This window comes from Kaistia nematophila (assembly GCF_026343855.1).
In the GTDB taxonomy this organism is placed as follows: domain Bacteria; phylum Pseudomonadota; class Alphaproteobacteria; order Rhizobiales; family Kaistiaceae; genus Kaistia; species Kaistia nematophila.
This window is the reverse complement of record NZ_JAPKNK010000005.1, coordinates 123,824-149,765: the sequence shown is the minus strand read 5'-3', so window position 1 is coordinate 149,765 and position 25,942 is coordinate 123,824. Positions and strand designations below refer to the sequence as shown.

General features: G+C 66.8%; 19 protein-coding genes. 9 read left to right on the top strand and 10 right to left on the bottom strand.

Annotated features, from left to right (window positions below; translation table 11 throughout):
* The first annotated feature begins 92 nt into the window (after window positions 1–92).
* The 9 genes from OSH07_RS13625 (at window position 93) to OSH07_RS13585 (ending at window position 12,241) form a co-directional block, all read left to right on the top strand.
* The gene (locus OSH07_RS13625; protein WP_266339208.1) at window positions 93–1,052 is read left to right on the top strand and encodes a FecR family protein; all 960 of its coding nucleotides are present in this window, start codon (window positions 93–95) and stop codon (window positions 1,050–1,052) included.
* A gap of 147 nt (window positions 1,053–1,199) precedes the next feature.
* Window positions 1,200–1,715, top strand: a complete 516-nt coding sequence (locus OSH07_RS13620; RefSeq protein ID WP_266339207.1) for an RNA polymerase sigma factor — start codon at window positions 1,200–1,202, stop codon at window positions 1,713–1,715.
* A gap of 130 nt (window positions 1,716–1,845) precedes the next feature.
* On the top strand, window positions 1,846–2,862 hold the full coding sequence (locus OSH07_RS13615) for a FecR family protein (protein WP_266339206.1): 1,017 nt from the start codon (window positions 1,846–1,848) through the stop codon (window positions 2,860–2,862).
* A 112-nt stretch (window positions 2,863–2,974) separates the two neighbouring features.
* Window positions 2,975–5,587, top strand: a complete 2,613-nt coding sequence (locus tag OSH07_RS13610) for a TonB-dependent receptor (RefSeq protein ID WP_266339205.1) — start codon at window positions 2,975–2,977, stop codon at window positions 5,585–5,587.
* A 436-nt stretch (window positions 5,588–6,023) separates the two neighbouring features.
* A complete protein-coding gene (locus OSH07_RS13605; RefSeq protein ID WP_266339204.1) occupies window positions 6,024–8,768 on the top strand; it encodes a TonB-dependent receptor in 2,745 nt (914 codons plus the stop codon).
* A gap of 48 nt (window positions 8,769–8,816) precedes the next feature.
* Complete coding sequence (locus OSH07_RS13600; protein ID WP_266339203.1) at window positions 8,817–9,419, top strand: biliverdin-producing heme oxygenase; 603 nt, start codon at window positions 8,817–8,819, stop codon at window positions 9,417–9,419.
* A gap of 262 nt (window positions 9,420–9,681) precedes the next feature.
* Window positions 9,682–10,824: a tonB-system energizer ExbB gene (gene exbB, locus OSH07_RS13595; RefSeq protein WP_420909631.1), complete on the top strand. Its 1,143-nt coding sequence runs from the start codon at window positions 9,682–9,684 to the stop codon at window positions 10,822–10,824.
* Window positions 10,825–10,829: 5 nt separating this feature from the next.
* A complete protein-coding gene (exbD, locus tag OSH07_RS13590) occupies window positions 10,830–11,309 on the top strand; it encodes a TonB system transport protein ExbD (RefSeq protein ID WP_266339201.1) in 480 nt (159 codons plus the stop codon).
* Window positions 11,306–12,241: an energy transducer TonB family protein gene (locus tag OSH07_RS13585; protein ID WP_266339200.1), complete on the top strand. Its 936-nt coding sequence runs from the start codon at window positions 11,306–11,308 to the stop codon at window positions 12,239–12,241. Before exbD ends, OSH07_RS13585 begins: the two co-directional genes overlap by 4 nt.
* 145 nt (window positions 12,242–12,386) lie before the next feature.
* Here OSH07_RS13585 and OSH07_RS13580 read toward each other — a convergent pair whose 3' ends face one another.
* From OSH07_RS13580 to OSH07_RS13535, 10 genes are all read right to left on the bottom strand, one after another.
* A complete protein-coding gene (locus tag OSH07_RS13580; RefSeq protein WP_266339199.1) occupies window positions 12,387–13,601 on the bottom strand; it encodes a trans-sulfuration enzyme family protein in 1,215 nt (404 codons plus the stop codon).
* A 14-nt stretch (window positions 13,602–13,615) separates the two neighbouring features.
* A complete protein-coding gene (locus OSH07_RS13575; protein WP_266339198.1) occupies window positions 13,616–14,479 on the bottom strand; it encodes a carbohydrate ABC transporter permease in 864 nt (287 codons plus the stop codon).
* Window positions 14,476–15,384 carry a carbohydrate ABC transporter permease gene (locus OSH07_RS13570; protein ID WP_266339197.1) on the bottom strand — a complete coding sequence of 303 codons (909 nt, stop codon included), beginning with the start codon at window positions 15,382–15,384 and terminating at the stop codon, window positions 14,476–14,478. The genes OSH07_RS13575 and OSH07_RS13570 overlap by 4 nt, the downstream gene beginning before the upstream one ends.
* Before the next feature lie 97 nt (window positions 15,385–15,481).
* On the bottom strand, window positions 15,482–16,696 hold the full coding sequence (locus OSH07_RS13565; RefSeq protein WP_266339196.1) for an ABC transporter substrate-binding protein: 1,215 nt from the start codon (window positions 16,694–16,696) through the stop codon (window positions 15,482–15,484).
* A 393-nt stretch (window positions 16,697–17,089) separates the two neighbouring features.
* Window positions 17,090–18,052, bottom strand: coding sequence for a dihydrodipicolinate synthase family protein (locus OSH07_RS13560; protein WP_266339195.1), 963 nt, complete (start codon window positions 18,050–18,052; stop codon window positions 17,090–17,092).
* 365 nt (window positions 18,053–18,417) lie between these two features.
* The gene (locus OSH07_RS13555; RefSeq protein WP_266339194.1) at window positions 18,418–20,103 is read right to left on the bottom strand and encodes a hydantoinase B/oxoprolinase family protein; all 1,686 of its coding nucleotides are present in this window, start codon (window positions 20,101–20,103) and stop codon (window positions 18,418–18,420) included.
* Window positions 20,104–20,105: 2 nt separating this feature from the next.
* Complete coding sequence (locus tag OSH07_RS13550) at window positions 20,106–22,175, bottom strand: hydantoinase/oxoprolinase family protein (protein ID WP_266339193.1); 2,070 nt, start codon at window positions 22,173–22,175, stop codon at window positions 20,106–20,108.
* Window positions 22,176–22,278: 103 nt separating this feature from the next.
* On the bottom strand, window positions 22,279–23,253 hold the full coding sequence (locus tag OSH07_RS13545; protein ID WP_266339192.1) for an ABC transporter permease: 975 nt from the start codon (window positions 23,251–23,253) through the stop codon (window positions 22,279–22,281).
* The gene (locus OSH07_RS13540; RefSeq protein WP_266339191.1) at window positions 23,250–24,785 is read right to left on the bottom strand and encodes a sugar ABC transporter ATP-binding protein; all 1,536 of its coding nucleotides are present in this window, start codon (window positions 24,783–24,785) and stop codon (window positions 23,250–23,252) included. Before OSH07_RS13540 ends, OSH07_RS13545 begins: the two co-directional genes overlap by 4 nt.
* 79 nt (window positions 24,786–24,864) lie before the next feature.
* The gene (locus tag OSH07_RS13535; RefSeq protein WP_266339190.1) at window positions 24,865–25,869 is read right to left on the bottom strand and encodes a sugar ABC transporter substrate-binding protein; all 1,005 of its coding nucleotides are present in this window, start codon (window positions 25,867–25,869) and stop codon (window positions 24,865–24,867) included.
* Window positions 25,870–25,942 lie beyond the last annotated feature (73 nt).

Here is a 25,942-nt window from a genome sequence, read left to right as displayed (position 1 = left end):
GCCGCGAGAGAAAAATCGCCCGCGCCACGGGTAATAGAGGGCGAGAACGACAGGAGGCGGCCGCCGGGCCGCCCGATCGCCGGAGGGGCAGCATGCGCGACTTGACGCCGGAGACGGATCGGCTGCTCGACGAGGCCATCGATCTGGTGATCCGCCTGCAGGCCGCTCCCGACAATCCGGTGGCGATCAAGATGGTCCGCGCCTGGCGGGCGCGCAGCCCGCAGCACGAGCATGTCTGGACCCAGGTCGCCGAAGTGCACGGCATGAGCGGCCAGGTGCTGACCGAGCAGGCAAAGGCCGCGCGCCGTCGCGGCAGTGCGCCGTCGCGGCGCAACTTCATGCTCGGCGGCGCGGTCGGACTCGGCGCGCTGGCGGCCGGCTCGCTGTTCGGTCCGGACGCGATCCTGCGCGCCCGCGCCGACTACGTCACCGAAAAGGGCGAGATACGCCGCGTTCCCCTCCCGGACGGCAGCGTGGCGACGCTCGGCCCCGACACCGCGATCTCGATCGCCTTCAACGGGGCGACGCGCGACATCGCGCTGCTCCAGGGCATGTCGTTCTTCGCCGTCGCCCCGGATTTCGGGCGCCCGTTCCAGGTCAAGAGCGGGTCGATCGCCGCGATCGCGCAGCAGGCCGCCTTCGACATCACGAGCGATGCCGGCATCGTCAGCGTCTCGGTCGACACCGGCGAGGTCGAGACGCGTATCGACAGGCCGGCCATCCCTTCGCTCGATCTCGCGGCCGGCGACTGGATGAGCTTCGACGCCGCCGCCCAGCTCGTCGAGCGCGGCCGGCGAGAGCCGGGCCAGATCGGCGGCTGGCGCGACAAGCTGATCCTCGCCGAGCGCGAGCCCGTCGCGGCGCTGGTGGCGAGGATCGGCCGCTGGGTGCCCGGCCGGATCGTCATCGCCGACCCGTTCGTCGGCGCCCAGAGGGTGAGCGGCCTGTTCGACCTGAGCGACCCGCACCGGGCGCTGGAAGCGGTCGTCCTGCCGGCAGGCGGCCGCGTCCGCCAGGCCTCGTCCTTCCTGACGGTGATCTCGCCGATCTGACAGAAACGACCGGAACACAGTCTAGAGACAGTCTAAATCATTGACGTTGCGTGATCTTTTTCTCTGGACTATTGGACGCCGCAGGTAGCCCCCACTCGCCGTATCGACGATGCGCGAGCCTGCTCTTGCCCCGCGCCACTCCGTTTCATGCCGCCTCTCCTCCACGACGCATTTCAACTGCATCGCCGTTCCTTGACCTGGAGCGTGATGCGGATCGTGCGCGATCCGCAGATCGCCGAGGACCTGGCGCAGGAGACCTATGTGCGGGCGCACAAGGCGATCGAGGCGGGTCCGATCGAGCATGTCGAGGCGTTCCTGCACCAGACGGCGCGCAATTTGGCGCTCGACTATCTGCGCCGCCGCAAGACGCGGTCGCGCGTCGAGACGGATGGGCTGAGCGACGAGGCGCTGGAGAACATTCCCGCCGATACGCCGTCGCTGGAAGCCGAACTGATCGAGCGCGAGCGGCTGCGACTGTTCCAGGCGGCGCTCGCCACCTTGCCGGAACGGGCGCAGCAGGTGGTCGTGCTGAGCCGGATGGAGGAATGGACCAACGCGCGGATCGCGCAGCATCTCGGCGTTTCCGAACGCACCGTCTTCAATGATTTGAAGCTCGCCATGGCGCATTGCCGCGACGCGCTGGCACGGAGCGACCGGCGTTGATCCCCTCCCCGCGACGTCCCCTCCGGAGCCGGAAAACTATTTTTGCCGGATTCCAGACTGCCGCACGTCGACTCTATAAAGACCCGAAGGCCCGGACGATCGGATGAGTTGCGTGGGACGAGAACGCTCGATGGACGATGCCTCGCCGATCCCGGAAGGGACGGACGAGATCGCATCCGATCGCATCGCCGACGAGGCACTCGACTGGTTCGCGCGGCTGCGCAACGCCACGCCGGAGGATGCCGGCGAGGCCGAATTCGCCGCCTGGCTGCGGCAGAACCCGCGCCATGCCGAGGCATTTGACGATCTCGAGGCGATCTGGGGATCCCCCGCCTTCCTCGGCGCCGTGCGCAGTCTGCCGGTCGCAACGCCGGCGGCAGCGAGCGCCCGCCGCACCGTCGAGCCCCGCCCGCATGCGCGTCCATCGCGGAAGCTCCCCGTCCGGCTCGGCGCGATCGCCGCCATGCTGCTGCTCGCGATCGGCGTCTGGCAGGCGCCGGCGCTTATACTCCGCTGGCAGGCCGACTACGTCACCGCCGTCGGCGATCGCGCCACCATCGCGCTGCCCGACGGATCGAGCATGATCCTCAACACGGCCTCGGCGGTGGCGCTCGATTTCGAGAACGGACGGCGCGACGTACGTCTGCTGCAGGGCGAGGCCTTCTTCGACGTGCGGCATGACCCGGCCCATCCGTTCCGCGTCGCCGGAAGGTTCGGCGCCATCGAAGTGAAGGGCACGGCGTTCTCCGTCCGCGAAGACGGGGCGCGCGATACCGTCATCCTCGAACGCGGTCGCGTCGAGGTCCGCCTCGTCGCCGATGAGGCCGCGCAGGCGACGCTGGAGCCGGGCCAGCAGGTTGTCGCCAGCGCCAACGCCCTTTCCGCCGTCGAGCCGGCCGATCCGGTGACGGCGCTCGCCTGGCGACAGGGACGCATCGTCTTTGACGACCAGCCCTTCGAGACCGTGCTCGCCGAACTGCGCCGCTACCGCAGCGCCCCGGTCGTCGTCACCACTGGCCTCGCGGAAGACTTCCGCGTCAGCGGCAATTACCGCACCACCGACATCGACGGCGCGCTGCGTTCGCTCGCCGCCGCCGCCGGCGTCGACGTCACGACCCTGCCCGGTGGTATTCTAATCCTTCGCTGAATATTCAACTTTTCTTTTCCGGTTTCGCCCACCCCGAACGTCGGATGTGTGAGAGGGCGATTTCAGCACGACGCCGGACGGCCTCTTCGATCTGGAAAAGGGGCTTTGCGGCATGACGAACGGGATGTTGACCACCGGGACCGGGGCGAGCGCACAGGCGGGACTGCGCACGAAACGCCGGCTGGCCTCGCTGCTCGTCACCTCCGCCCTGCTTGCCGTGACGACGAGCCTTGCCGCCCAGCCCGCGCTGGCCCAGCCGGCACCGGCGAACGCCGCCAACCAGGCCGTCGCCTTCTCCATTCCGGCCCAGCCGCTTTCCGCCGCCGTCAACGCCTTCATCGGCGTCACCGGCTGGCAGATCAGCTATTCCTCGGCGCTGGCGCGCGGCAAGAATTCTGCCGCCGTCGTCGGCACGATGACGCCGGCGCAGGCGCTGCAGCGACTGGTGGCCGGAACCGGCCTGCAGGTCCGTATCGGAGCGCCCGGCTCGGCAGCCCTGGTCGACGCCAGCGCCGCCGCCGCAGTGCCGGCGGACGGCACCACGGTCCTCGACGTCATCGACGTGACGGCGGGCGGCACGATGGCGGCGTCGGATCTTCCCTTCGCCTCGCCCGGCTCGATCGCTCACATCTCGGAAGCACAGATCCAGCGCACGCCGCCGACCTCGGTCGGCGACATCTTCCGCAATACGCCCGGCGTCAATGCCGTCGGCAATCGCGTCGGCGCCTCGATGGATTTGAACATTCGCGGCCTGCAGGGCCAGAGCCGCGTCAACGTCATGGTCGACGGCACGCGCCAGACCAACGGCTCCTATCGCGGCTATCGCGGCAGCCGCAACGAGGTCTATGTCGATCCGGACCTGCTGGCCGGCGTCGACATCAACAAGGGCCCCTATAGCGGCGCGGGCGGCACCGGCGCGATGGGTGGCGTCGTCAACATGCGGACGATCGACGCGCGCGACATCGTCAAGGAGGGCCAGACCTATGGCGCCCGCCTGCGCGGCAGCCTCGGCACCAACACGCAAAGCCCTCCGACGGGGGGAACGGAGACAATCCGCAACGGCCCGCCCGGATTCAACGGCGATGCCTGGAGCGGCAACATCGCCGCCGGCCTGGTCGAGGACAATTACGAGTTCGTCGCCGCCCTCGCGCGTCGCCAGCAGGGCAACTACTTCGCCGGCAAGAACGGCGCCGCGACCTTCGACACCAGCCGAAACGGCTCGAAATTCCCGACGGACAAGAAGTTCTCGCCCTTCGGTCCCGGCGACGAGGTTCTCAACACCTCGCAGGACACGACGACCTTTCTTACCAAGGGCAAGGTGAAATGGGGCGACGGTCATTCGCTGGAGCTGGGATACACCTATTACAACAACCAGTATGGCGAGAACGACGAGACCCTTCTCGGCTTCGCGACCAGCCCCACCTTTCCGCTTCCGGCGACGCAGAAAGGCCTCAGCGAGACGACGACCAACACCTTCCGCTCTACGTACCAGTATGATCCGGCCGATAATGACTACCTCAACGTGACGGCCAATCTCTGGGCCACCGACATCGACACCTTCAGCCAGACGCTGCGCTCGAATACCTATGGCCTGGGCGCCGACGGCAGGACGCATGTGCGGACCTATGGCGGCGATGTCTCGAACCGCACGACCCTCGAGACGGGCCTCGGCCTCCTGACCCTCAACAACGGCCTCGAATTCGTCGAGGAGCGCGCCCGTGAAAGCGAGACCCGCGTCTACTCCCCCTCGGCGCCGGACGTGCCGATCTATATCAACTCGAACCCCAATGGCGACCGCCTGCTCTGGAGCGCCTTCAACCAGACCCGGCTCGACGTGACGGACTGGCTGCGGCTGGAGGGCGGCCTCCGCTACGACAGCTACGAGGCGAAGGGGACGAGCGAGGGCCTTTCCGCCCTCCCGACCGGCAGCGGTTCCCGCATCAATCCTTCGGCCACGGTCACGGTGATGCCACTCGACGGCCTGCAGCTCTTCGCCTCCTATACGGAGGGCTGGCGGCCGCCGAGCCTGCGCGAATGGTCGGTGATCGGCATCGGCGCCATCGTCCAGAACCCGGACCTGCAACCCGAAATCTCCAAGAACGTCGAATTCGGCTTCAACGTGAAGCGGGACAGCGTGTTCACCGCCGGTGACGCCCTTCGCTTCAAGGCCGTCTATTTCGACAACAATTACGACGACTACATCGTCCGCGTCCGCGCGCCCTATTCGACTTACACCTGGTCCAACATCGACCAGGCCGAGTTCCGCGGCTACGAGCTTTCCGCGCGCTACGATACCGGCAAGTTCTTCGTCGAGGCCGGTTTCACGAAGTACGACGACATCGAATTCTGCGGCAGCAACGGAGTCTGCGGCAACGCGGCGGCCGCCGGCGACTACGGCATCATGAACGTCCCGCCGAAATATTCGGGCACCGTGACGGTGGGTGCGCGCCTGTTCGACGAGCGGCTGGAGATCGGCACGCGTGTCTATTCCTTCGGCGAGCGCCTCGGCGGCTACGGACTTGTGACAGGCGCGGTGAACCCGCCGACCGTCTGGAACAAGTCGACGATCGTCGACGTGTTCGGCAGCTACAAGGTGAGCAAGGACGTTACGCTCGACTTCAGCGCCGAGAACATCGGCGACCGCTACTACATGGACGCCATGTCGACCGGCCCGATCCCGTCTCCTGGCCGGACGGTGCGCGCCGGACTGACGGCGAAGTTCTAGGCATCCGGTCCCCGGAAAAACGTGCCGGCGGGAGAAAATTCCGTCGGCCCGTTTGTATCCATGACGGGGACGGAACAACCCAGGTTTTCACGCCCGGCATTCCGCCCGCAGGCAAGGAGCGGGAACAGCCGGGCCACAGACACCCCGTTCCTCCCCCGAGGCGGGGCGATCCGGCTTCCCATAGGTCGGGTCGCCCTGAAACAAGGTTTCCCTCGACGTGCGTCCGCTCCCGAGTCCTGCCTGCCATCGGCACGATGCGACCGCTCCCGCGCGGCGCGGATCGGCGGGCCGGCATGCCCCAATCGCGCGCGGCCGAAAAAATCGCGCGCCCGAGAGAAAATTCCGGCGTCCCGATTGTAACAGGCTTCGGGACGGCACTACCCAGCATTCAGGCACGGCATCCCGCTCATATGCAAACAACGGGAATTGCCGAGCCATGATGCGGAATTCGGGGAATACGGCGCGCGGACGAACCGCGCGCCGGGCGCTGGTCGCGACGCTGATGCTGACGACGACGATCGGCGCCGGGACGGCGATGGCTCCTGCGGCCCAGGCCCAGGCTGCGCAGGCCGTCGATTTCAGGATTCCGGCCGGCCCGCTCAGCCAGGCGCTGGCGGCGTTCGGCCGCCAGTCCGGCCTGCAGGTGACCTATCTGGCCGCCTCGGCCGCCGGCAAGACCTCGCCGGGCCTGACCGGCCGCGCCACCCGCGACGAGGCGCTCGCGCGCCTCCTCTCCGGCTCCGGCCTGGTCTACTCGTTTCCGAATGCCGGCACCGTGGCGATCGGCGCGGCCGGATCGCCGGGCGTCCAGGGCTCGACCGAGGGCACGACCGTGCTCGACATCATCGATGTGACGGGCGGCAAATCCTATGGCGGGCTCGGCAGCCTCGCCAGCCCGGACGCGAAATATGAGGTGGCGCAGAGCGTCGAATTCCTGTCCGAGCGCCAGATCGAGCGCTTCCGCGGCTCCTCGGTCGGCGACTTCCTGAAGGGCATGCCGGGCGTGCTGACCGGCGACAACCGCAACAGCGGCGCCATCGACGTCAATGTGCGCGGCATGCAGGGCTTCGGCCGCGTTCCCGTCGTCGTCGACGGCACGCAACAGCAGAACACCGTCTATCGTGGCTATTCCGGCGTCGCCTCGCGCAACTATGTCGATCCCGATTTCATCGGCGGGGTGGTGGTCGAGAAGGGTCCTTCGGCCGGCGTCTACGGCGTCGGCGCAACGGGCGGCGTCGTACGGATGGAGACAATCAACGCCGACGACATCATCGTCGGCGACAAGGCCTGGGGCGTGCGCGTCAAGGGCAGCCTGATGACCAATACGGCGAGCCCGCCGCCGGTCGGTACGCCGGGCGGCTATGCCACGACCGGCTTCGGCCGCTACCGCACCGGCTGCGACTGGAACTGCGTGATCCAGACGGTGCCGACCGAGCCGATCACGGGCAGCGCCTATGGCATGGACCGGCCGGCGACCCTGCTGCCGACTTCCGGCGCCGGCAGCGTCTCGTTCGCCGCGCGCAACGACATGGTAGAGTTCGTCGCCGGCTATTCGCGCCGCAAGAACGGCAACTATTTCGCCGGCACCAATGGCCGCACGCCGGAAGTGACGATCACCGAGACGACCGAGATCACGCCGGCCGCACCGCCGCGCATCCCGGTCGACCGCGTCACCGAATACACGACGATCTCGCTCAACGCCCTCAACCGCTATCGCGGCGGCGAGGAGGTTCTGAACACCTCGCAGGACAACACCTCCTACCTCGCCAAGGCGAAGCTGGAGTTGGATGGCGGCCACGTCTTCGACGCCAGCTTCATGCGCTACGAGAGCAATTTCGGCGAGATGATGCCCTCGGTGATCCTCCGCTTCGACGGCGCCACCCAGGCCGAGTTGAGCGACGTCGCCGTCAACACCTATCGCGCCGGCTACAAGTACGATCCCGAGAACCCATGGATCGACTTCAAGGCCAATGTCTGGATGACGGATACCGAGACCCATATCCGCACGCCCTACGCTTTCAGCTTCAGCAACGGCACCACCCTGGATGTGCCGCAGGGCTATTGGGACGTCGCCAAGCGCTACGGCACGGATGCGGTCAATACCTCCACCTTCGAGACGGCGGCCGGCAAGGTCGAGGTCGCGGCCGGCGGCTCGTACATCTACGAAACCATCGCGCCGCCGTCCGGCGTCGTGAACATCGATTCCAACGACCGGCTCGCCTCGCGCGACGGCTGGCGCCAGGAGGCGAGCGGCTTCGTTGCAAGCACCTGGAACCCGACCCAGTGGCTGAAGTTCGACTCGTCGCTCCGCTACACCTGGACCGAGTCCTACGACAACGGATCCAACTATGGCTCGACGCTGCACAATCACGAGGTCAATGACGGCTTCGCGCCGATCATCGCGGCGACGATCGAGCCGATCCAGGGCATCGAGTTCTATGCCCGCTATGCGGAAGCCATCCGCGCGCCGAGCCTGTTCGAATCGACAACCGGCTTCTCGTTCAACGTCGATCCGCTGACGGCGGTGAAGCCGGAGCACGCCAAGAACACCGAGTTCGGCTTCAACGTGCTGCGCGACGACGTCCTGACCGCCGGCGACAAGCTGCGCCTGAAAATCTCGCACTTCGACAACAAGGTCGACGACTACCTGACACGCACCAACTATCCGGCCGTCACGGTCCGGAACATCCCCGGCGCCCGGTTCGTCGGCTGGGAAGGCAATATCGGCTACGATGTCGGCTGGGCCTTCGCCGAGCTCTCCGGCACCTATTACGACCAGATCGAGTTCTGCGCCTATGAGACCGGCGGCCAGCTGGCCTGCCGCCCCGCAGGTGTCCAGAACGGCTATGCACAGCTGCATGTTCCACCGAAGAAGAGCGGCACGGTCACGGCCGGCGTGCGCTTCCTCGACGGCGACCTCGAGGTCGGCGGGAGGCTCACCTACATGGGCGACCGTGGCACCACGACCACCAACGCCGACACCGGCGGCTACACCACCGTCATCAACTGGGACAAGTACACGCTGGTCGACCTGTTCGCCTCCTACAAGGTGAACCAGCACGTCACGGTGGACGCGGCCGTCGATAACCTGACGGACGCCTACTACATGGACGCGCTCACCCTCGGATTGATGCCTTCGCCGGGCAGAACCATCCGAGCCAGCTTGACAGCAAAGTTCTGAGCTATACCAAGGCGAGAAAGTCAACTTTATGGAAAGACTCACCCGGCCATGAGCGCAACGACGGAACAGGCAAAGCCCATCGAAGCGAGCCGCGCCAAGCTTCTGAAGGCGGAGACCACCGATACCCATAGCCGGCTGGACAAGTCGATCATGGCGGGACGGCCGTTCGAAAGCCGCGAGCGCTATGCGATGTTCCTGACGGTGCAGCACCAGTTCCACCGCGACATCGACGCGCTCTACTCCAACCCGGATCTCGACCGCATTCTGCCGGACCTTGCCGGCCGCCGCCGCTTCGGCGACGTCGAGCAGGATCTTGGCGATCTCGCCGTCGCGGCCCCTGCCCCGGCGACGGCGCCCGCCTTCCATGGCGAGGCCGACATCCCGACCGCGCTCGGCTGGCTCTATGTCGCCGAAGGCTCCAATCTCGGCGCCGCCTTCCTGATCAAGGAAGCCGCCAAGCTCGGCCTGTCGGAAGAATTCGGCGCCCGCCATCTCGCCGGCGCGCCGGAAGGCCGCGGCCTGCACTGGAAGACGTTCACTGCCGCGCTCGACGCAATCGAGCTCGACCAGGACGAAGAGGCACGCATGGTCGAGGGCGCCCGGGCTGCGTTCCGCCGCGTGCAGGGCCTGGTGAGCGAAGTCTTCGCCTGAAGGCAACCGATACCGGTCGCGTGAATTGAGCGTGATCGCGAAAAGAACGGCCGCCGGGGACAACGCGCCACGGCTTTGAAGATCGGAAGCGGCGGGCTGCTCAGCCTGCCGCCGCCACATGTACAGGCACCCAGGGCGAACGCGTCCACCGGCACCCAAATCGACTGTCGTCTCGGATCGCGACGACCCGGCCGCAAGGTCCGGGTCCGGCGTCGTCCATAGCCTGTACATATGAGCAAGAGATACCGACATGCCCCACCTGATGCAGCCCGCCGCCGCCATTGCCGCGCCCCGAGGGAAACGCAAGGTGGGTCTTCTCGCCGGACTGGCGCTGGCGACGACGCTGATGTTCCCAAGCCTGGCCATCGCCCAGAATGCCGGCGCCGAGACGCCCGCGACCCTCGAAGCCCCGGCCGCTCCTGCTGCCGCCCCTTCCGTCAATGCGGACGCGCCGCCGGCTGCCAGCCCCGCCAATGCCGCCCCGGCAGACACGGCACCAGCCACCAATAGTGCAGCGCCAGCCACGGCCGACCCGGCCGCTGCGCCGGCCGTCAACGCGCCAGGCGCTGCGACGCCTGCCGATGCCGCCCCGGCAACCGCCGAGACAACGGCTCCGGCCGCGCCCGCCAAGCCCGTCACCGCCGAGCCGGCCTCGCCGACCGAGATGCTGACCCAGCTCCTGACGCCCGAGCCGCGCAGCGACCTGCCGCACAACCTATCGCCGTGGGGCATGTTCATGGCGGCCGACTGGGTGGTGAAGACGGTGATGATCGGCCTCGCCGTCGCCTCGCTGATCACCTGGACGATCTGGCTGGCGAAGACCATCGAGCTCGCCTGCGCGCGGGCCCGCATCCGCCGGGCGCTGACCACCATCCTGTCGTCATCGGGCCTGTCGGAAGCCAGTCGTTCGCTGTCCGGACGCGGTGGCCCGGCCGCCTTCATGGTCCGCACGGCCGAGGATGAGCTGCGGCAATCGGCGATCGTGCTCGACTACGCCGGCGATGGCGGCGTCAAGGAACGGCTCGTTTCCAGCCTCTCCCGCATCGAGGCCCAGGCCGGCCGCCGCATGTCGAAAGGCACCGGCGCGCTGGCGACCATCGGTTCCACCGCGCCTTTCGTCGGCCTGTTCGGCACCGTCTGGGGCATCATGAACTCGTTCATCGGCATTTCGGAATCGCAGACGACCAACCTCGCCGTGGTCGCGCCGGGCATCGCCGAGGCGCTGCTCGCCACCGCGATCGGCCTGGTCGCCGCCATTCCCGCTGTCGTCATCTACAACGTCTTCGCGCGCTCGATCACCGCCTACCGCCAGCTGCTGACCGACGCCGCGACCGGCGTCGAGCGTCTCGTCAGCCGCGATCTCGACTACGCCAAGGTGCCGGTCAACGCCCGGCTGGCGGGGTAACCGCCATGGCCGGAGGCATCCGTCAGCGCGACAATGGCGAGCTGGAAGAAAACCACGAGATCAACGTCACGCCATTCATCGACGTGATGCTGGTGCTGCTCATCATCTTCATGGTGGCGGCGCCGCTCGCCACCGTCGACATCGACATCGACCTGCCGGCCTCGACCGCGCAGCCGAAGGAGCGCCCCGACGAGCCGCTCTACCTGACGCTGAAGACGGACCTGGCGCTGCATGTCGGCAACGATCCCGTCCAGCGCGAGGACCTCGCGGCCGCGCTCGATCGCTTCACCTCCGGCGACAAGGAAGCCCGCATCTTCCTGCGCGCCGACGAAGCGGTGGCCTATCGCGAACTGATGGACGTGATGAACCTGCTGCGCAAGGCCGGCTATCTGAAGATCGCGCTGGTCGGGCTGGAAGTGCTTCCCGAGGCGCAGGCCCCGACCGGAGAAGCACCGCCGCCCGCGGCCGGGCCGGTCGTGCCATGACCGACTGGAGCCGCTCGGTCGGCCGGGGCGCGCGGGTCGGCGAGACACTGCTGTGGGCCTCGGCCGGCCTCGTCGTACTGACCGCCCATGTCGGCGCGGCAGCCTGGCTGATGCAGGAGCCGCCGATCGTAGCCGCCGACTCCTCGCCGCCGCCCGCGATCATGATCGAGCTGGCGGCGGAACCCGAAGCCGCCGTCACCGAGAAAACGGAAATCTCGCAGGAAACCACCAACCAGTCGGAGATCGCGCCGAACATGGCCGAGCCGATCGACGAGCCGACGCCCGAAGAGGTGCAGCCGGTCCAGGAAGTCGCCGAGGCGGTGCAACCGGAGGAGATCCTCGAAGAGACAACGCCGCCGGTGCAGGAAGTTGCGGAGATCGAGCCCGTAGTCGACGAGATCGAGCCGGTCGATGACGAGACCGTAGAGATCGAGAACATCGCCGTGCCCCTCCCCGCCCCGCGCCCGAAGCCGCCGGAGCGCAAAATGGTCGAGGAAACCCGTCCGAAGCCGCCCAAGGAGCGGACCAGGAAGCCGGCGCGTCCGGCGCCCTCCGCCTCGTCGAAGGCCAGCGTCGAGGCGGCGGCGCAGGTGAAGCCATCCAACCGCACGGCGGCGCGCCAGTCGACGAGCGGACTGTTCTCCTCGTCGATGACGCCGGCCAAATGGCAGTCGCGGCTGATGGCGCATCTCGAACGGCGCAAGCGCTATCCGTCCGGCGCCCAGTCGCGCGGCGAGGTCGGCACGGCCACGGTCCGCTTCAGCATCGACGACAGTGGCAACGTGCTGACCGTAGTGCTCGCCGGCTCTTCCGGCTTCCCGGAGCTCGACCAGGAAGTGCTGGCGCTTGTCCGTCGCGCCTCGCCGGTGCCGGCGCCGCCCCCCGGCGCCAACAAGACCATCACCGCGCCGGTGCGCTTCCGGCCGCTCTGATCGCCCGCCGCAGATGCGGGCCCTGCCCCGGTCGGCGAGCAACCCCAGCTCCGCCTGGCCGGGAACTAGAAACGGGCGGCCCCTGACCTCGGGCCGCCCGTTTCTGTTTCCGTGCCGCACGCGCGCCGGAGCGCGAAGCCGTCGCTCAGAGGTCGATATGCATCTGCGCGATCGCCTGGTCGACGTCGGCGATGATGTCGTCGATGTGCTCGATGCCGACCGAGAAGCGCACCAGCCCATCGACCACGCCCATCGCCTCGCGCTCCTGGCTCGGAATGTCGAGGAAGGCCATGGTGGCGGGCATCTGGGTCGTCGTGCGCAGGCCGCCGAGGCTGGCCGCGAAGGAGCAGAGCTTCAGACGCTTCAGGAGCCGCACGCCCGACGCCTCGTCGACGACGCAGAACGACAGCATGGCGCCGCCGTCCTTCAGTTGCTCCTTGGCGGAAGCATAGTTCGGATGCGATTCGAGGCCCGGATAGAACACGCGCTTCACCTGCGGGTGCTTCTCCAGGTATTCGGCGAGCTTGCGGGCGTTGTAGCACTGCTTCTCGAGGCGCAGCGCCAGCGTCTGCGCGCCGCGCAGCAGCAGCCAGGCGTTGAACGGCGACAGCGGCGCGCCGAGCTTGTTCAGCGTGTTCCAGCGGACGTCCTCGAGCCAGTCGGCCGGCAGGATGTCGGACTTCAGCGTGATGACGCCGCCGACCGCGTCATTGTGGCCACCGATGAACTTGGTCGCGCTCTCGACCACGACGTCGACGCCGAAATCATGCGGACGGCAGACGGCGGGCGAAGCGAAGGTGTTGTCGCAGATCACGACGATGCCGCGCGCGTGCGCCAGCTCGACGAGGGCCTTCAGCGGCGGCACCTTCATGGTCGGGTTGGCGATCGACTCGACGTAGAGCACCTTGGTCTTCTCGGTGAACGCCGCCTCGACGGCCTTCACATTGGTGCAATCGACCAGATTGACCGAAAGGCCGAAATCCTGCGCGCGGTGATCGAAGAACTCGTGCGTGCTGGAATAGGTGGTGAGGTCGGCGACGACATGGTCGCCCGCCTTCAGGATGCCGAACAGCGCATGCGAGATCGCCGCCATGCCCGAGGCGGTGGCGAGGCATGAGGTGCCGCCCGTCAGCTTGGCGACATGCTCCTCGAGCTTGTACTCGGTCGGGTTGCCGCAGCGCGAGTAGATGTTCACTTCCTTGCGCGCGCCCGCCACGATCTGGTCGTAGATGTCGCCGCCATACTGGAAGTTGGCCGACATGTAGATCGGGTAGCTGATCGACTGCGAATGCTCTTCGGGATCGTAGAAGACGGCCTGGCTGGCGAAGTTCAGGTCCGAGAGCGGGGGCTTGGACGACATGGGGAAGCTCCTGGTTATTCCTTCACGGCGCCACCCAAGAGGGCGGACGTGATCTGGCGTTCGAAGAAGACGAAGAGGACCAAGGGGGCGATGGCGGCGATCAGGATCGCTGCCAGCATGACGGGATAGTTGGTGATGTGCTCGCCGACGAAATCCGTCAGGCCGACCGGCAGCGTCTTGCGCGCGGGGCTGTTGATGAACACGACCGGGAACAGGAAGTCGTTCCAGACCCAGATCATGTTGACGACCGCGACCGTGAACATGGCCGGCCAGGCGATCGGCATGGCGATGTGGCGGAAGATCCCGAACTCGCCGGTGCCGTCCAGCCGCGCCGCGTCGAAGAGCTCGCGCGGCAGCGTCACGAAGAAGGCCCGCATGATGAAGATCGAGACCGGGATGTTGAACGCCGCCGTCGGCAGGATGACGCCGAGATGGGTATCGAGCAGGCCGGCCTTGCGCAGCAGCACGACCAGCGGCACCAGCGCGACATAGGCGGGGATCGCCATCGCCGCCATGAGGCTGAGCTCGACGCCGGCCATCCAGCGCGGCTTGTAGACGGCGAGCGCATAGCCGGCGAGCGTCGCGACGATCACGGTGAGGAGGGTCGCGCCGGCCATGATCCAGAGCGAGTTCATCGCATAGGTGCCGAGCGCGCCGCCGCTCCAGGCGCCGACATAGGCGTCGAAGGAGAAGGAGGTCGGCAGCGCCCAGACGGAGCGCATGAACTCCTTGTTGGTCTTCAGCGTGCTGTAGCCCATCCAGACGAACGGGAAGATCACCATCAGGACATGCGCGGTCAGCACCGCCAGCACGACGATGGTGGTCGGCGTGACGCGGCGGACGGGGCCGGAGGCCGGCAGGGTCGAGGCGCGGCTCATCGCTCGCTCCCTCCGCGCGCCCGCTTCAGATAGCGGAAGATGACGAAGGCGCCTGCCGCCGTCAGCACCATCTGGGCAAAGCCGATCGTCGCGGCGTAGCCCATCTCGAAGCTGCTGAAGCCGGCCTTGTAGAGATAGGTCGAGACGACCTCGCTGGCATGGTTGGGTCCGCCATTGGTGAGCACGAAGACGAGCGAGAAGGTCTTCAGCGAGCCGATGATGGCGAGCAGCGCATTGGCGCGCACGGCGTCCCAGACCATCGGCACGGTGATCGAGAAGAACTTGGTGAAATGGCCGGCGCCGTCGATCTCGGCCGTCTCGTACAGGCTCTCGGGCACGTTGCGCACGGCGGCGACGAAGAGCAGCACGTAGAGGCCGAGATAGGTGAAGCTCATCACCACGACGACGGCCGGGAAGGCGGTGGCGGAATCGCCGAGCCAGCCGCGCTGCAAGGAGCCGAGGCCGAGCGCTTTCAGCGACGCGTTCACGAGCCCGAAATAGGGGTTGTACAGGAAGCGCCAGAGCAGGCCGATGCAGATCTCGCTGACCATCACCGGCACGAGATAGAAGAACAGGAACAGCCGGCTGACGAAGGGAACGATGCGGACCAGGCAATAGGCGATGAGGAGCGCCAGGAACACCTGCAGCACGATCGCGGTCGCGGCGATCAGGATGTTGCGCCCGAGCGACTTCCAGAAGATCGCGTCGGCGGCGAGGCGCAGGAAATTGTCGAGGCCGATGAAGGCCGGGGCCGAGGCGCCGTCCCAGCGGAAGAAGGAGAGCCAGCCCGCATAGACGATCGGATAGGCGACGAAGACCGCGATCAGGACGAAGGCCGGCAGCAGGAACAGGAGCGCCGCGCGGGTCTGCTCCTTCGGCGCGACGTCGCGCGAGCTCGATGTCATGGGCTGTCCCTGCCGCTTTCCTTGGGTCTTCCTCGGGCTTTCCCCGGAAACGCGCGCGGCGGGGTCACCCCCGCCGCGCGATGTCGAAAAACAGTCGTTACTGGCCGGCCTTGAGCGCGTCCTCGACCTTCTTCGCCGCGTCCTCGGGCTTGACCGAACCGTCGAGCACGCCCTGCAGGCTGGTGTAGTAGGCGTTGGTGGCCTTGGGCGGCATCGCCGTGTCGTAGAACGGGTCGAGATGGCCGGCCGACTTCATCAGGCCGTTGCTGATGCCGTAGAGGACCGGGCCGGCGGCCGCCTCGGTGGTCGCGTCCTTGACGGTGACCATCGTCTTGCGCAGCTCGACATACTTGGTCATCACCTCAGGCGAGGTCAGGAAGCGCAGCAGCGTCACCGCGTCGGCCTTGTTGGCGGCCTTCTCGGAAATACCGAACGCCGCCGCCACGCCGGCGAGCACGTCCGTCTGGTCGCCCTTGCCGCCGGCGACTGCCGGGAAGGCGAAGGAGGCGAGCTCGAAGCCCTCCGGCGCGTCCTTGGAGGCACCGATCTGCCAGGTGCCGTTCAGCAGCATCGCCGCCTGGCCGTTCAGGAAGAGCATGTTGGCTTCCTGGTCGCTCATGCCGTTGAAGCCGATCGGGAAATAGCCCTTCTGGGCGAGATCGGCGACGCGGGCGAAGGCGTCACTGGCCTCGGGGAGCAGCGTCGCGTCGGCGTCCTTGTTGACGAAGGCGGCGACGGCGCCCGAGCCCTTCAGGCGCATCTCGAGATACTGGAACCAGAAGGTGGCCGGCCAGGAATCCTTGTTTCCGAGCGCGAACGGGATCAGGCCCTCGCCCTTGACCTTCTCGGCGAGCGCGACGAGCTCGTCATAGGTCTTGGGAGCTTCCCAGCCATGCTCGGCGAACAGCGCCTTGTTGTACCAGAACACGGCGGCGTCGACGTCGACCGGCACGGCATAGGCCTTGCCGTTCTTGGTGGTCTGGGCGAGCGCGCTCTCGAGGAAGGTGGCGCCCCAGCCATCCTTGGCCAGGTCCTGGTCCAGAGCGTACATCTGGCCGCCATCGACGAAGGCGCCGAGGAAGCCGCCCGGGAGCGTGTAGAACACGTCGGGCGGATTGCCGGAGGCCATCGCCGTGTTGAGCTTGGTCTTGTAGGCGGACTGCTCGGCCGGAACGACATCGAGCTTGATGTCGGGATGCGCCTTGGCAAAGGCGTCGAGCGCGAAATTGATGAAGTCGGTCTTGTCCTGCTGGCCGGCATAAGCATGCCAGAAGCTGAGTTCGCCGGCGGACGCCGACGCGGTTCCCAGCATGACGGCCACTCCCATGGCCAGTAGCCCCTTCAGTCGCATTGCGCTTCTCCCGACGGTTTCAAAGGGTGATGTCTTAGTCGTGTCACACTACGCCGGGCGTTTCCAGATCGCCCAGGATCTGGGCACAGGGCGCGAAAACAGGCTGTCGCGACGGAATTGTGCGCGCAGGTTGTGCGACCACGCATGAAACTTAGGCAGACGCTACGGCATGGAGGGAAAAGCCGCCGTCAGCGGGTGATCCGGCTGCCGTTGCGGTCTCGGCGACCGGCCGCGCGGATTCCTGGGGATGTCGCGTTCCGGCAGGTGGAATCAGCACGTCCATCGCTTGCGGAGCGGAAAAGAAAAGGCCCTCCCGCCGGGAGGGCCTCGTCATCTTCCAGGCCGCGTTCCTGATCAGGCCGCGTTCTTCTTGGCGTTGCCGAACTGCTTGCTCCATTCGGCGTACCAGGTTTCGAACAGCGCCAGCTGCGAGCCGGCATAGTTGCGCTGGCTGTCGCTCAGCACGTCGCTCTCGTTGAAGTGCAGCGTGTATTCCGCGTCGCCCTTCAGCACCATCAGGTGCTTGTAGTAGAGGACCAGATCGACGCCCTCGTCGAAGGACGACAGCACCTTGAGCGCACTCTCCAGCTCAAGGGCGCGGGCGCGGGCCTCGACGTCGCCCTTCGCCGCCGCCTTGCAGAGCGTGAAGAGGTGCAGCACTTCCTTCGGCAGGGCATTGCCGATACCGGTGATCGCGCCGGTGGCGCCGCAATAGATGAAGCCGTGGAAGACGGCGGTGTCGACGCCGACCATCAGCGTGACGGTGTCGTCACGGCTGGTGATGTGCTCGGCCGCATAGGTCATGTCGGCCGGACCGCCGAACTCCTTGAAGCCGATCAGGTTCGGATGCTCGGCGCGCAGCGCGAAGAACAGGTCCGCGCGGGTGGCGAAGCCGTAATGGGGGCTGTTGTAGATCACCGCCGGCAGGTCGGGCGCGGCGGCGAGGATCGCCTTGAAGTGATTGCGCTGCGCCGCCACCGACGAACCGCGCGACAGGACGCGCGGAATGACCATCAGGCCCTGGGCGCCGACCTTCTGCGCGTGTGCCGAGATCGCAACAGCGCTCGCGGTATTGACCGCGCCGGTGCCGACGATGACGGGAACGCCGGCCTTCACCAGGCGCTCCACGCCTTCCATGCGCTGCGCATCGGAGAGGAGCGGCCAGTCGCCCATCGAGCCGCAATAGACGACAGCCGACATGCCGTGGGCGATCAGTTCCTTGCCCTTGCGCACCAGCGCGTCGAAATCGGGCGTGCGATCAGCCTTGCACGGCGTCATCAGCGCCGGAATGCAGCCGGAAAAAATGGCGGACTTCATTTGGTTCTCCTTCAGAGCCTGTCTTCTCGGCTTCGCGGCGCAGGGCGCGAACCGCCTTGATCCTGACTCACCATATCATTTGTATTTTACTTGTCGACAAAAATTGCACGACCGAGAGCAACTTTAGGCTGCCCGCTCCGGCATCCGTTCGGCAAGCCCTTCCGCGTGGCCAGCCGCGCCCGAAAGCGCGGAAAACGGCAAACTCGGAAAGCGTTCGGCATGACGAAACGGACAGGCACCAACAATGCCTGGTGCCCTCGCCGGACGGCGGGCTCACGCCAGCCTGCCCGTCCTGATTGCAGGATGCCGGATCATCAGCTGCGATCCGGCATCCGCCCGTCTAGCCGCGCAACGAAGCGCGGATCTCAGCCTTCGTAGCCATAGATCTCGGTGGCGCGCGCCGGGGTCAGGTAGCCGTTCAGGATGTCGCGCTCGATCGCCTCGCGGCTGCGCCGGGCGGGATCGCCGAAGCCGCCGCCATTGCCGGTGACGACGCGGATGACGTCACCCGTGTTGACCTCGACATTGGTGGCGAAGGAGAGGCGCTCCTTGCTGCCGTCCGTGCGGCGCAGCTCGATATAGTTGGTCGAGCCGTCCAGGCCGCCGGCGACGCCCCATGGCGGAATGCGCGAACGGGTGTAGCCGAGCGACAGGAAGTTGTTGTCGGCGCGGACGCGGTAATGCACGTCGATGCCCTTGCCGCCGCGCCACTGGCCCTCGCCGCCCGGCTCGGCATTGAGCGCGACCTGGTCGACCGCGAGGCCGTAGCGGGCTTCGGCGACCTCGGCCGGGCAGTTGAAGGTTTCGCCGTGGAAGCCGGAGAACTGGCCGCTCGGGCCGTCCGAGCCTTCCCATGCGCCCCAGCCGCCGATCTGCGGCTCGACGATGGTGTAGTGGCGGCCATGCTCGGGATGCGGGCCGCCGACGGTGGTGCCGCAGATCGAGGCGAAATTGCCGGCCGGCACGACGCCCGGGAAATGCGAGGCGAGCGCGCGCAGGATCATGTCGAACACGCGGATCTCGACTTCCGAATAGTAGCCGAGCGCGCCGGGCGCCTCGACGTGGAAGATCGTGCCGGGCTTGGTCACCACCTTCAACGGCCGGAAGAAGCCGCCATTGCCGGGCGCGTCCGGGTCGGTGAACGCCTTGAAAGCGAGCTGGACGGCGATCTCCGTGCCCTCGCGGCTCGAATTGGACGAGCCCTTCTGCTTCGGATTGTCGGTGAGATCGACGACGAACTCGTCGGCATTGATCGTCAGCGTGACCCGGTGGATGGCGCCGGTGTCCTGCTCTTCCTCGAAGGTGTAGGTCCCTTCGGGAATGTTGCGCAGCGCCGCGCGGGCCCGGCGCTCGCCGAGCTGCATGTAGTCGTCGACAGCCGCCTCGAAGGTGTCGGCGCCGTATTTCTCGACCAGTTCCAGCACGCGCCGCTCGCCGATCCGGAGACCGGCGATGCCGGCCCAGAGGTCGCCGCGCAGATAATCCGGCAGGCGCGTGTTGACGTAGAGGATGTCGAACACAGCCTTGTTCTCGCGGCCTTCCTCGAACAGCTTCACCGCGGGGATGCGGACGCCTTCCTGGAAGATCTCGGTCGCGTCGGTCGACATCGAGCCCGGCACGTTGCCGCCGACATCGTTCCAGTGGGCGATGTTGGAGACCCAGGCGATCAGGCGCCCCTCATGAAAGACGGGGGCCGCCAGCACCATGTCGTTCAGGTGGGTGACGCCGCCGAAATAGGGATCGTTCGAGGCGAACACGTCGCCCGGCTTGATCTCGTCCAGCGAGTACTTCTTGAAGATGCCCTTGATCGCCTTGTCGAGCACGCCGATGAAGGCGGGAATGCCGGCGCCCGACGCCGCGATCTCGCCATGGCGGTCGAGCACCGAGGTGGAGAGGTCGAGCACCTCGTAGATGATCGCGCTCATCGAGGTCTTCACCTGCGCGACGAACATCTCGTCGGCGATGGCCTCCAGCGCGCTCTGGATGATGTCGAAGGTGACGGGATCGAAGTCCTTGGTCGTCGTGGCCTTCACGGTCGTCATGTCGTTCATGATCAGCCCCGGATCTCGATGTGGGTGTTGCCGAAGGTGTCGATCTCGACGCGGTTGCCGGGATGGACGACGATGGTGGTGCCGGGATCCTCGATGATCGCCGGGCCGTTGAAGCGCATGCCGGGCTCGAACTTCGTGGCGTCGTAGATCGTCGCCTCGTGCACGCCCTCGGTGGCGTAGTCGACCATGCGGCGGCCCTTGACGGCGTCCTCCAGCTTGGCGCCGGTGACCGGCATCGGCACCAGCTCGAGCTTGCCGACCTCGCTCGCCGCGATCAGGTGAAGGCCGATGATCTCGACCTCCGCCTGCAGGCGATAGGTGTATTCGCGCTCATAGACCTCGTGGAACGACGTCACCATCGCCTGGATCTCGGTCGGGCCGATGCGGCCGGCCTCGATCGGCACCTCGACGGCGAATTCCTGGTTCTGGTAGCGGCACCGCACCTGCGGCCGCATGGTGATCTTCTCGCGCTCGACGCCCTCGCGGGCGAACTCTTCACGGGCGAGGTCCATCATGCCGGCGAGCAGGTCGTCGAGGCCGGCATGGTCGGTGGCGTCGAGCAGGCGGGTGACGAAATAGTCGCGCCGCAGGTCCGACATCATCATGCCCCAGGCCGAGAAGACCGGCGCGCCGCGCGGCACCACCACCTTCTTGACGCCGAGCTCCTGGCCGAGCGCCACGCCGTGCATCGGGCCGCCACCGCCGAACACCACGAGGGTGAAATCGCGCGGGTCATAGCCGCGATTGACCGAGACCAGCTTGAGCGCGTTGACCATGTTCGAATTGGCGATGCGGACGATGCCGCGCGCCACGTCGACCGGCGCCGTGCCGAGCTTGTCGGCGAGCTCCGCCAGCGCGCCGTTCAGCGCGCCGATATCGGCCTTGACCGTGCCGCCGCAGAAATAGTCCGGATTGATGCGGCCGAGCGCCAGGTTGGCGTCGGTCGTCGTCGCCCTGGTGCCGCCGCGGCCATATGCGGCCGGTCCGGGGGTGGAGCCGGCCGATTGCGGGCCGACATGCAGCTTGTCGAAATCGTCGACCCAGGCGATCGAACCGCCGCCATTGCCGATCTCGACGAGATCGACCACCGGCACCATGATCGGATAGCCGGCCGAGCGGCGGTTGCGCTCGATCCAGTAGTCCGTCTTGATCGTCACCTGGCCGCCCTCGATCAGCGAGCACTTCGCGGTCGTGCCGCCGATGTCGAGCGCCAGCACGTTGGGCTCGCCGATGATGCGGCCGAGTTCCGCCGCGCCCCAGAAGCCCGAGGCCGGGCCGCTCTCGACCATGGTGATCGGCACGGCCTTGACCGCCTCGACCGAGTCGACGCCGCAGTTCGACTGCATGATGAAGAGATTGCCGCGATAGCCCCTGCCCTTCAGGCCGCTCTCGAGTTTCTCCAGATAGCGCTCCGCCTTCGGCTGGACATAGGCCGAGAACACCGTCGTGTTGGTGCGCTCATATTCGCGCCATTCGCGGGTGATCTGGTGCGAGGCGACGGCGGTGACGCCCGGCCAGCGGGCGCGAACGCCGTCGAGGATCGCCTTCTCATGCGCCGGGTTGGCGTAGGAATGCAGCAGGCAGATCGCCACCGCCTCGACGCCATCAGCCCGGAAATCGGCGACGATCGCGTCGAGCTCCGAGAGATCGAGCGCCGTCACCTCGGTGCCGCGATAATCCATGCGGCCCGTCACCTCGCGGCGCAGGTAGCGCTCGACGAAGGGTTCCGGCTTCACATATTTCAGATTGAAGAAATCGGGGCGGTTGCCGCGGCCGATCTCGATCGCGTCGCGAAAGCCCCGGGTGACGATCAGGCCGACCTTGGCGCCCTTGCGCTCGGTCAGCGCGTTGATCACCACGGTGGTGCCGTGGGCGAAGAAGTCGACCGCCTCGACGTCGACGCCGGCCTTGTCGAAGACGTTCAGAACGCCCTTCTCGAAATCCGGCGGCGTGGTGTCGGACTTTTCCGTCCGCACGGTCTGCACGCCGGTGGCCATGTCCATCTCGAAATAGACGAGATCGGTGAAGGTGCCGCCAACGTCGGTGGAGACACGCGTAATCTTCTCAGTCATGAACGACCTCTCGGGCAAATGAGTGCCGATGCCTGCGACGACCGTCGGGCCATCGCGGGAGCCGGAAGCGAATGGGGGCGCGCCGGGCGCGCCCGCTAAAGGATCAGCGGCGCGGTTTCGACGCCGCGAGCGCCACCGCGACGACGATGATCACGCCGGTGGTCAGATCCTTGAAGAACGGGTTCACGTTCAGGATGTTGAAGCCGTTGCCGATCAGCGCCATCAGCAGCACGCCGGAGACGGAACGCCAGATCGCGCCGGCGCCGCCCATGATCGAGGTGCCACCGAGGATGACCGCCGCGATCGCCTCGAGCTCCATGCCGGCGCCCGCCTGGGGCGAGGCCATGGAGAGGCGCGACACGGTGATGACGCCGGCAAGGCCCGCCGCGCCGCCAGAGATGGCGAAGGTGGCGATCTTGATTAGCTTGGTGCGGATGCCGGAGAGGATCGCCGCTTCCTCGTTGCCGCCGACCGCGAACACGCGCCGGCCGAAGGTGGTGCGGTTCAGCAGCAGCATCATGACCAGCATGAAGACGACGAAGACAATCACGGCGATGTTGACCATGCCGACCTTCTCGCGGCCGAGCCAGGCGAACTCCGGAATGCGCACGGGGATCAGCGCACCGCCGGTGATCAGGATGGCGATGCCGCGATAGACGAGGCTGGTGGCGAGCGTCACCAGGAAGGAATGCACGTTGAAGGCGGTGATGATCACGCCGTTGACAAGACCCAGCGCCACGCCGATCAGCGGTCCGGCGATCATTGCCGTCACCGGATCGACATTGACGGCGATCCAGCCGGCCGAGACCGAGGCGACGCCGAAGATGGCGCCGGTCGAAAGGTCGAAGCCGCCGGCGATGATCACCAAGGTCAGCGCGCAGGCGATGATCGCGAGCGGAGCGCTCTGGTTGACGATGTTGAGCAGGTTGCGGGGCGTCAGGAAGCTGTCGGAGGCAAAGGTCAGGCCGATCAGAAGCGCGGCGATGATGACGAGAACGCCATATTCGCGCGCGAAGGACGCGACCGAGAACCGGGGGGCCTGCCGTCCGCCTGCCAGGATTGCACGCGTATCGGTCATTGCAGGGTTGTCTCCTGGATGTCGTGGTTGCGGCTCTGCTCCCGGAAGATGCGGTTGAGCGCGGCGTCCACGGTGAGATCGCGGCAGGACACCTCGTCGAAGATCCGGCCTTCGCTCATGAGGTAGCCGCGGTGGGAGAGGTTGATGACCTCTTCCAGCTCGGAGGAAATGAGCAGGACGCCAGTTCCGGCGGCGGCCATCTCGACGATGAATTCATGGATGCGCTGGCGGGCGCCGATGTCGACGCCGCGGCTCGGCTCGTCAAGGATGAGCAGACGCGGCTTGGCGACGGCCCATTTCGACAGCAGCACCTTCTGCTGGTTGCCGCCCGAATAGAACGCGACCTCGCCATCGACCTTGCCCGGCACGATGCCGAAATGCTTGATCATCGCGCGGACACGGTCCATCTCCTCGTTGCGATTGAGGAGGCCGAAGCGGCTGAGGCCGCCCAGCGTCGCGAGGCTGATATTCGGCCGCGTCGTCTGCGTCAGCACGAGGCCCTGCTTGCGCCGGTCCTCTGGAACGAGCGCGACACCCTGGGCGACGGCGCGGGTGACGTTGAGCCGGCGCTGCTCGATGCCGTCGATCGCGTAGCTGCCCGCCTCGATCGGATCGGCGCCGAACATGGCACGGCCGATTTCGGTGCGGCCGGAGCCGACCAGCCCGATCAGGCCGACAATCTCGCCCGGCCGGACGAGCAGCGAAACGTCGCGCAGGCCCGTATCGGTCGAGACATTGCGCATCTCGGCGATCGGCTTCACCGTCTCCGCCGGCGCCGGGGGAAGGCTCGGCCAGATGATGTTCGAGGCCTGGCCGAGCATGCTGTCGACGAGGCTCTGCTTGGTCTCTCCCTCGACCGAGGCGGTGCGCACCACGCGGCCGTCGCGCATGACGGTGATGCGGTCGCAGTTCGCCAGGATGTGATCGAGGAAATGGCTGACATAGATGACGGTGACGCCGTTCGACTTCAGCCGCCGGATCAGCTGGTGCAGCCGCTCCGCCTCGTCCTCGGTCAGCGACGAGGTCGGCTCGTCCATGATGATGACGCGGGCGTTGCGGGCAATCGCCCGCATGATCTCGACCTTCTGCCGCTCGGCGATGCGAAGGTTCGCCACCTTGGCCCTGGGATCGAGGCCGAAGTCGCAGGTCGCCTCGATCACGGCGAAGCGTTCGAGATCGCCGCCGACCAGCAGGCCGGCGCGGTGGCTTTCGAGGCCCAGGAAGACGTTCTGGGCCACGGTGAGCTCGGGTACGAGCTGCAGCTCCTGGTGGATCATCGCGATGCCGCGCAAAAGCGCCTCGCGCGGGGAGAAACGGCCGATCTTCTCACCGAAGACCGTGATCTCGCCGCCATCGGCGGAATAGTAGCCACCGACGATCTTGCCGACGCTGGACTTGCCGGCGCCATTCTCGCCGACGAGGGCATGGACCTCGCCAGCCTTGAAATCGATGTTGATGTCGTCGAGGACCCGTGTCCCTCCGAAGCTCTTGACGACACCACGAATGCTGACGGCATGGCCTTCCGCAGTCATGGTTTTCCTTTCTTCGTATCGCCCGGGCAGAGGAGGCGGCGCGGCCGAAGCGGCGCCGCCGAAACGTGACGCCGAGGCGTCAGCCCTGCCACTCGGCAACGAAGTCCGGATTCGCATCCAGCCACTTCTTGTCGACGATCTGCGGGATCTCGCGCAGCTTCGACTCGTCGATCCAGGTCGGGACTTCTTCGCCGCGCTTGGCCTTGACGATGGCGGTCAGCGCCGCGGCGCCCATCGACGCCGGCACCTGCATCAGCGTGGCGTTCCACTTGCCGGCGCGGATCGCGTCGACCGCGATCTGGTTCAGGCCACCGCCGATCGTGTAGACCTTCGAAAGGTCGATGCCGGCATCGGTCAGTGCGATCTCGGCGCCCATCAGGTGCTGGTCGGCGCTGCCGAGGACGGCGTTGACGTCGGGATGCGCCTGCAGGATGTCCTGCATCGACTTCATCGCGGTGTTCGGGTCGTAGTTGCCCTCGCCCGTCGCAACGATCTGGATGTTGCTGTGCTCGCCGAGCACCTTCTTGTAGGTCTCGTTGCGCAGGTTATCGAACGGATAGATCAGCTGGCCGATGATGACGGCCACCTTGCACGGGTTCTTGTCGGCGCAGTACTCGACGATCTTCTCGGCCTGGGCGCGCGCGCCGATCGACGGATCGGTGGCGACGGTCGTGGTCAGGCCCTTCACCTGCGGCTGCATGTTGCTGAGTTCCGGGCCGACCGGGAACAGCGTGGTCGCGACCTTGAGGCCGGCGCCGGTGGCGTCCTCGAGCGCGGTGGCGATGCCAACCGTGTCGTTCGGGGCGATGATGATCGCGTCGAAGCGGCCGCCTGCGACCAGATCCTCGACCTGGCTGAACTGCTTGGTTGCCGAGAATTCGCCGTCGAAGATCTCGGTGGTGACGCTGCCGCCGAAGTCCTTGGCCGCCTTCTGGATGCCGGCATAGATCGCCTGGTTGAAGCCGTTCTGGCTCGAAGCCGCGAGGAAGGCGACGCGAACCGGGGCGTCTTCCGCATTGGCCGCCAGCGGCGACATCAGCGTCAGGGCCGACAGGGCGGCAGCGGTCATGAGGGTCTTCTTCATTTCCATGTCTCCGTCAGGTGTTTGTCATTGGCAGGGGTCGTTTTCGATCCGCCGCCCAGGCCTTTTCGGCTCG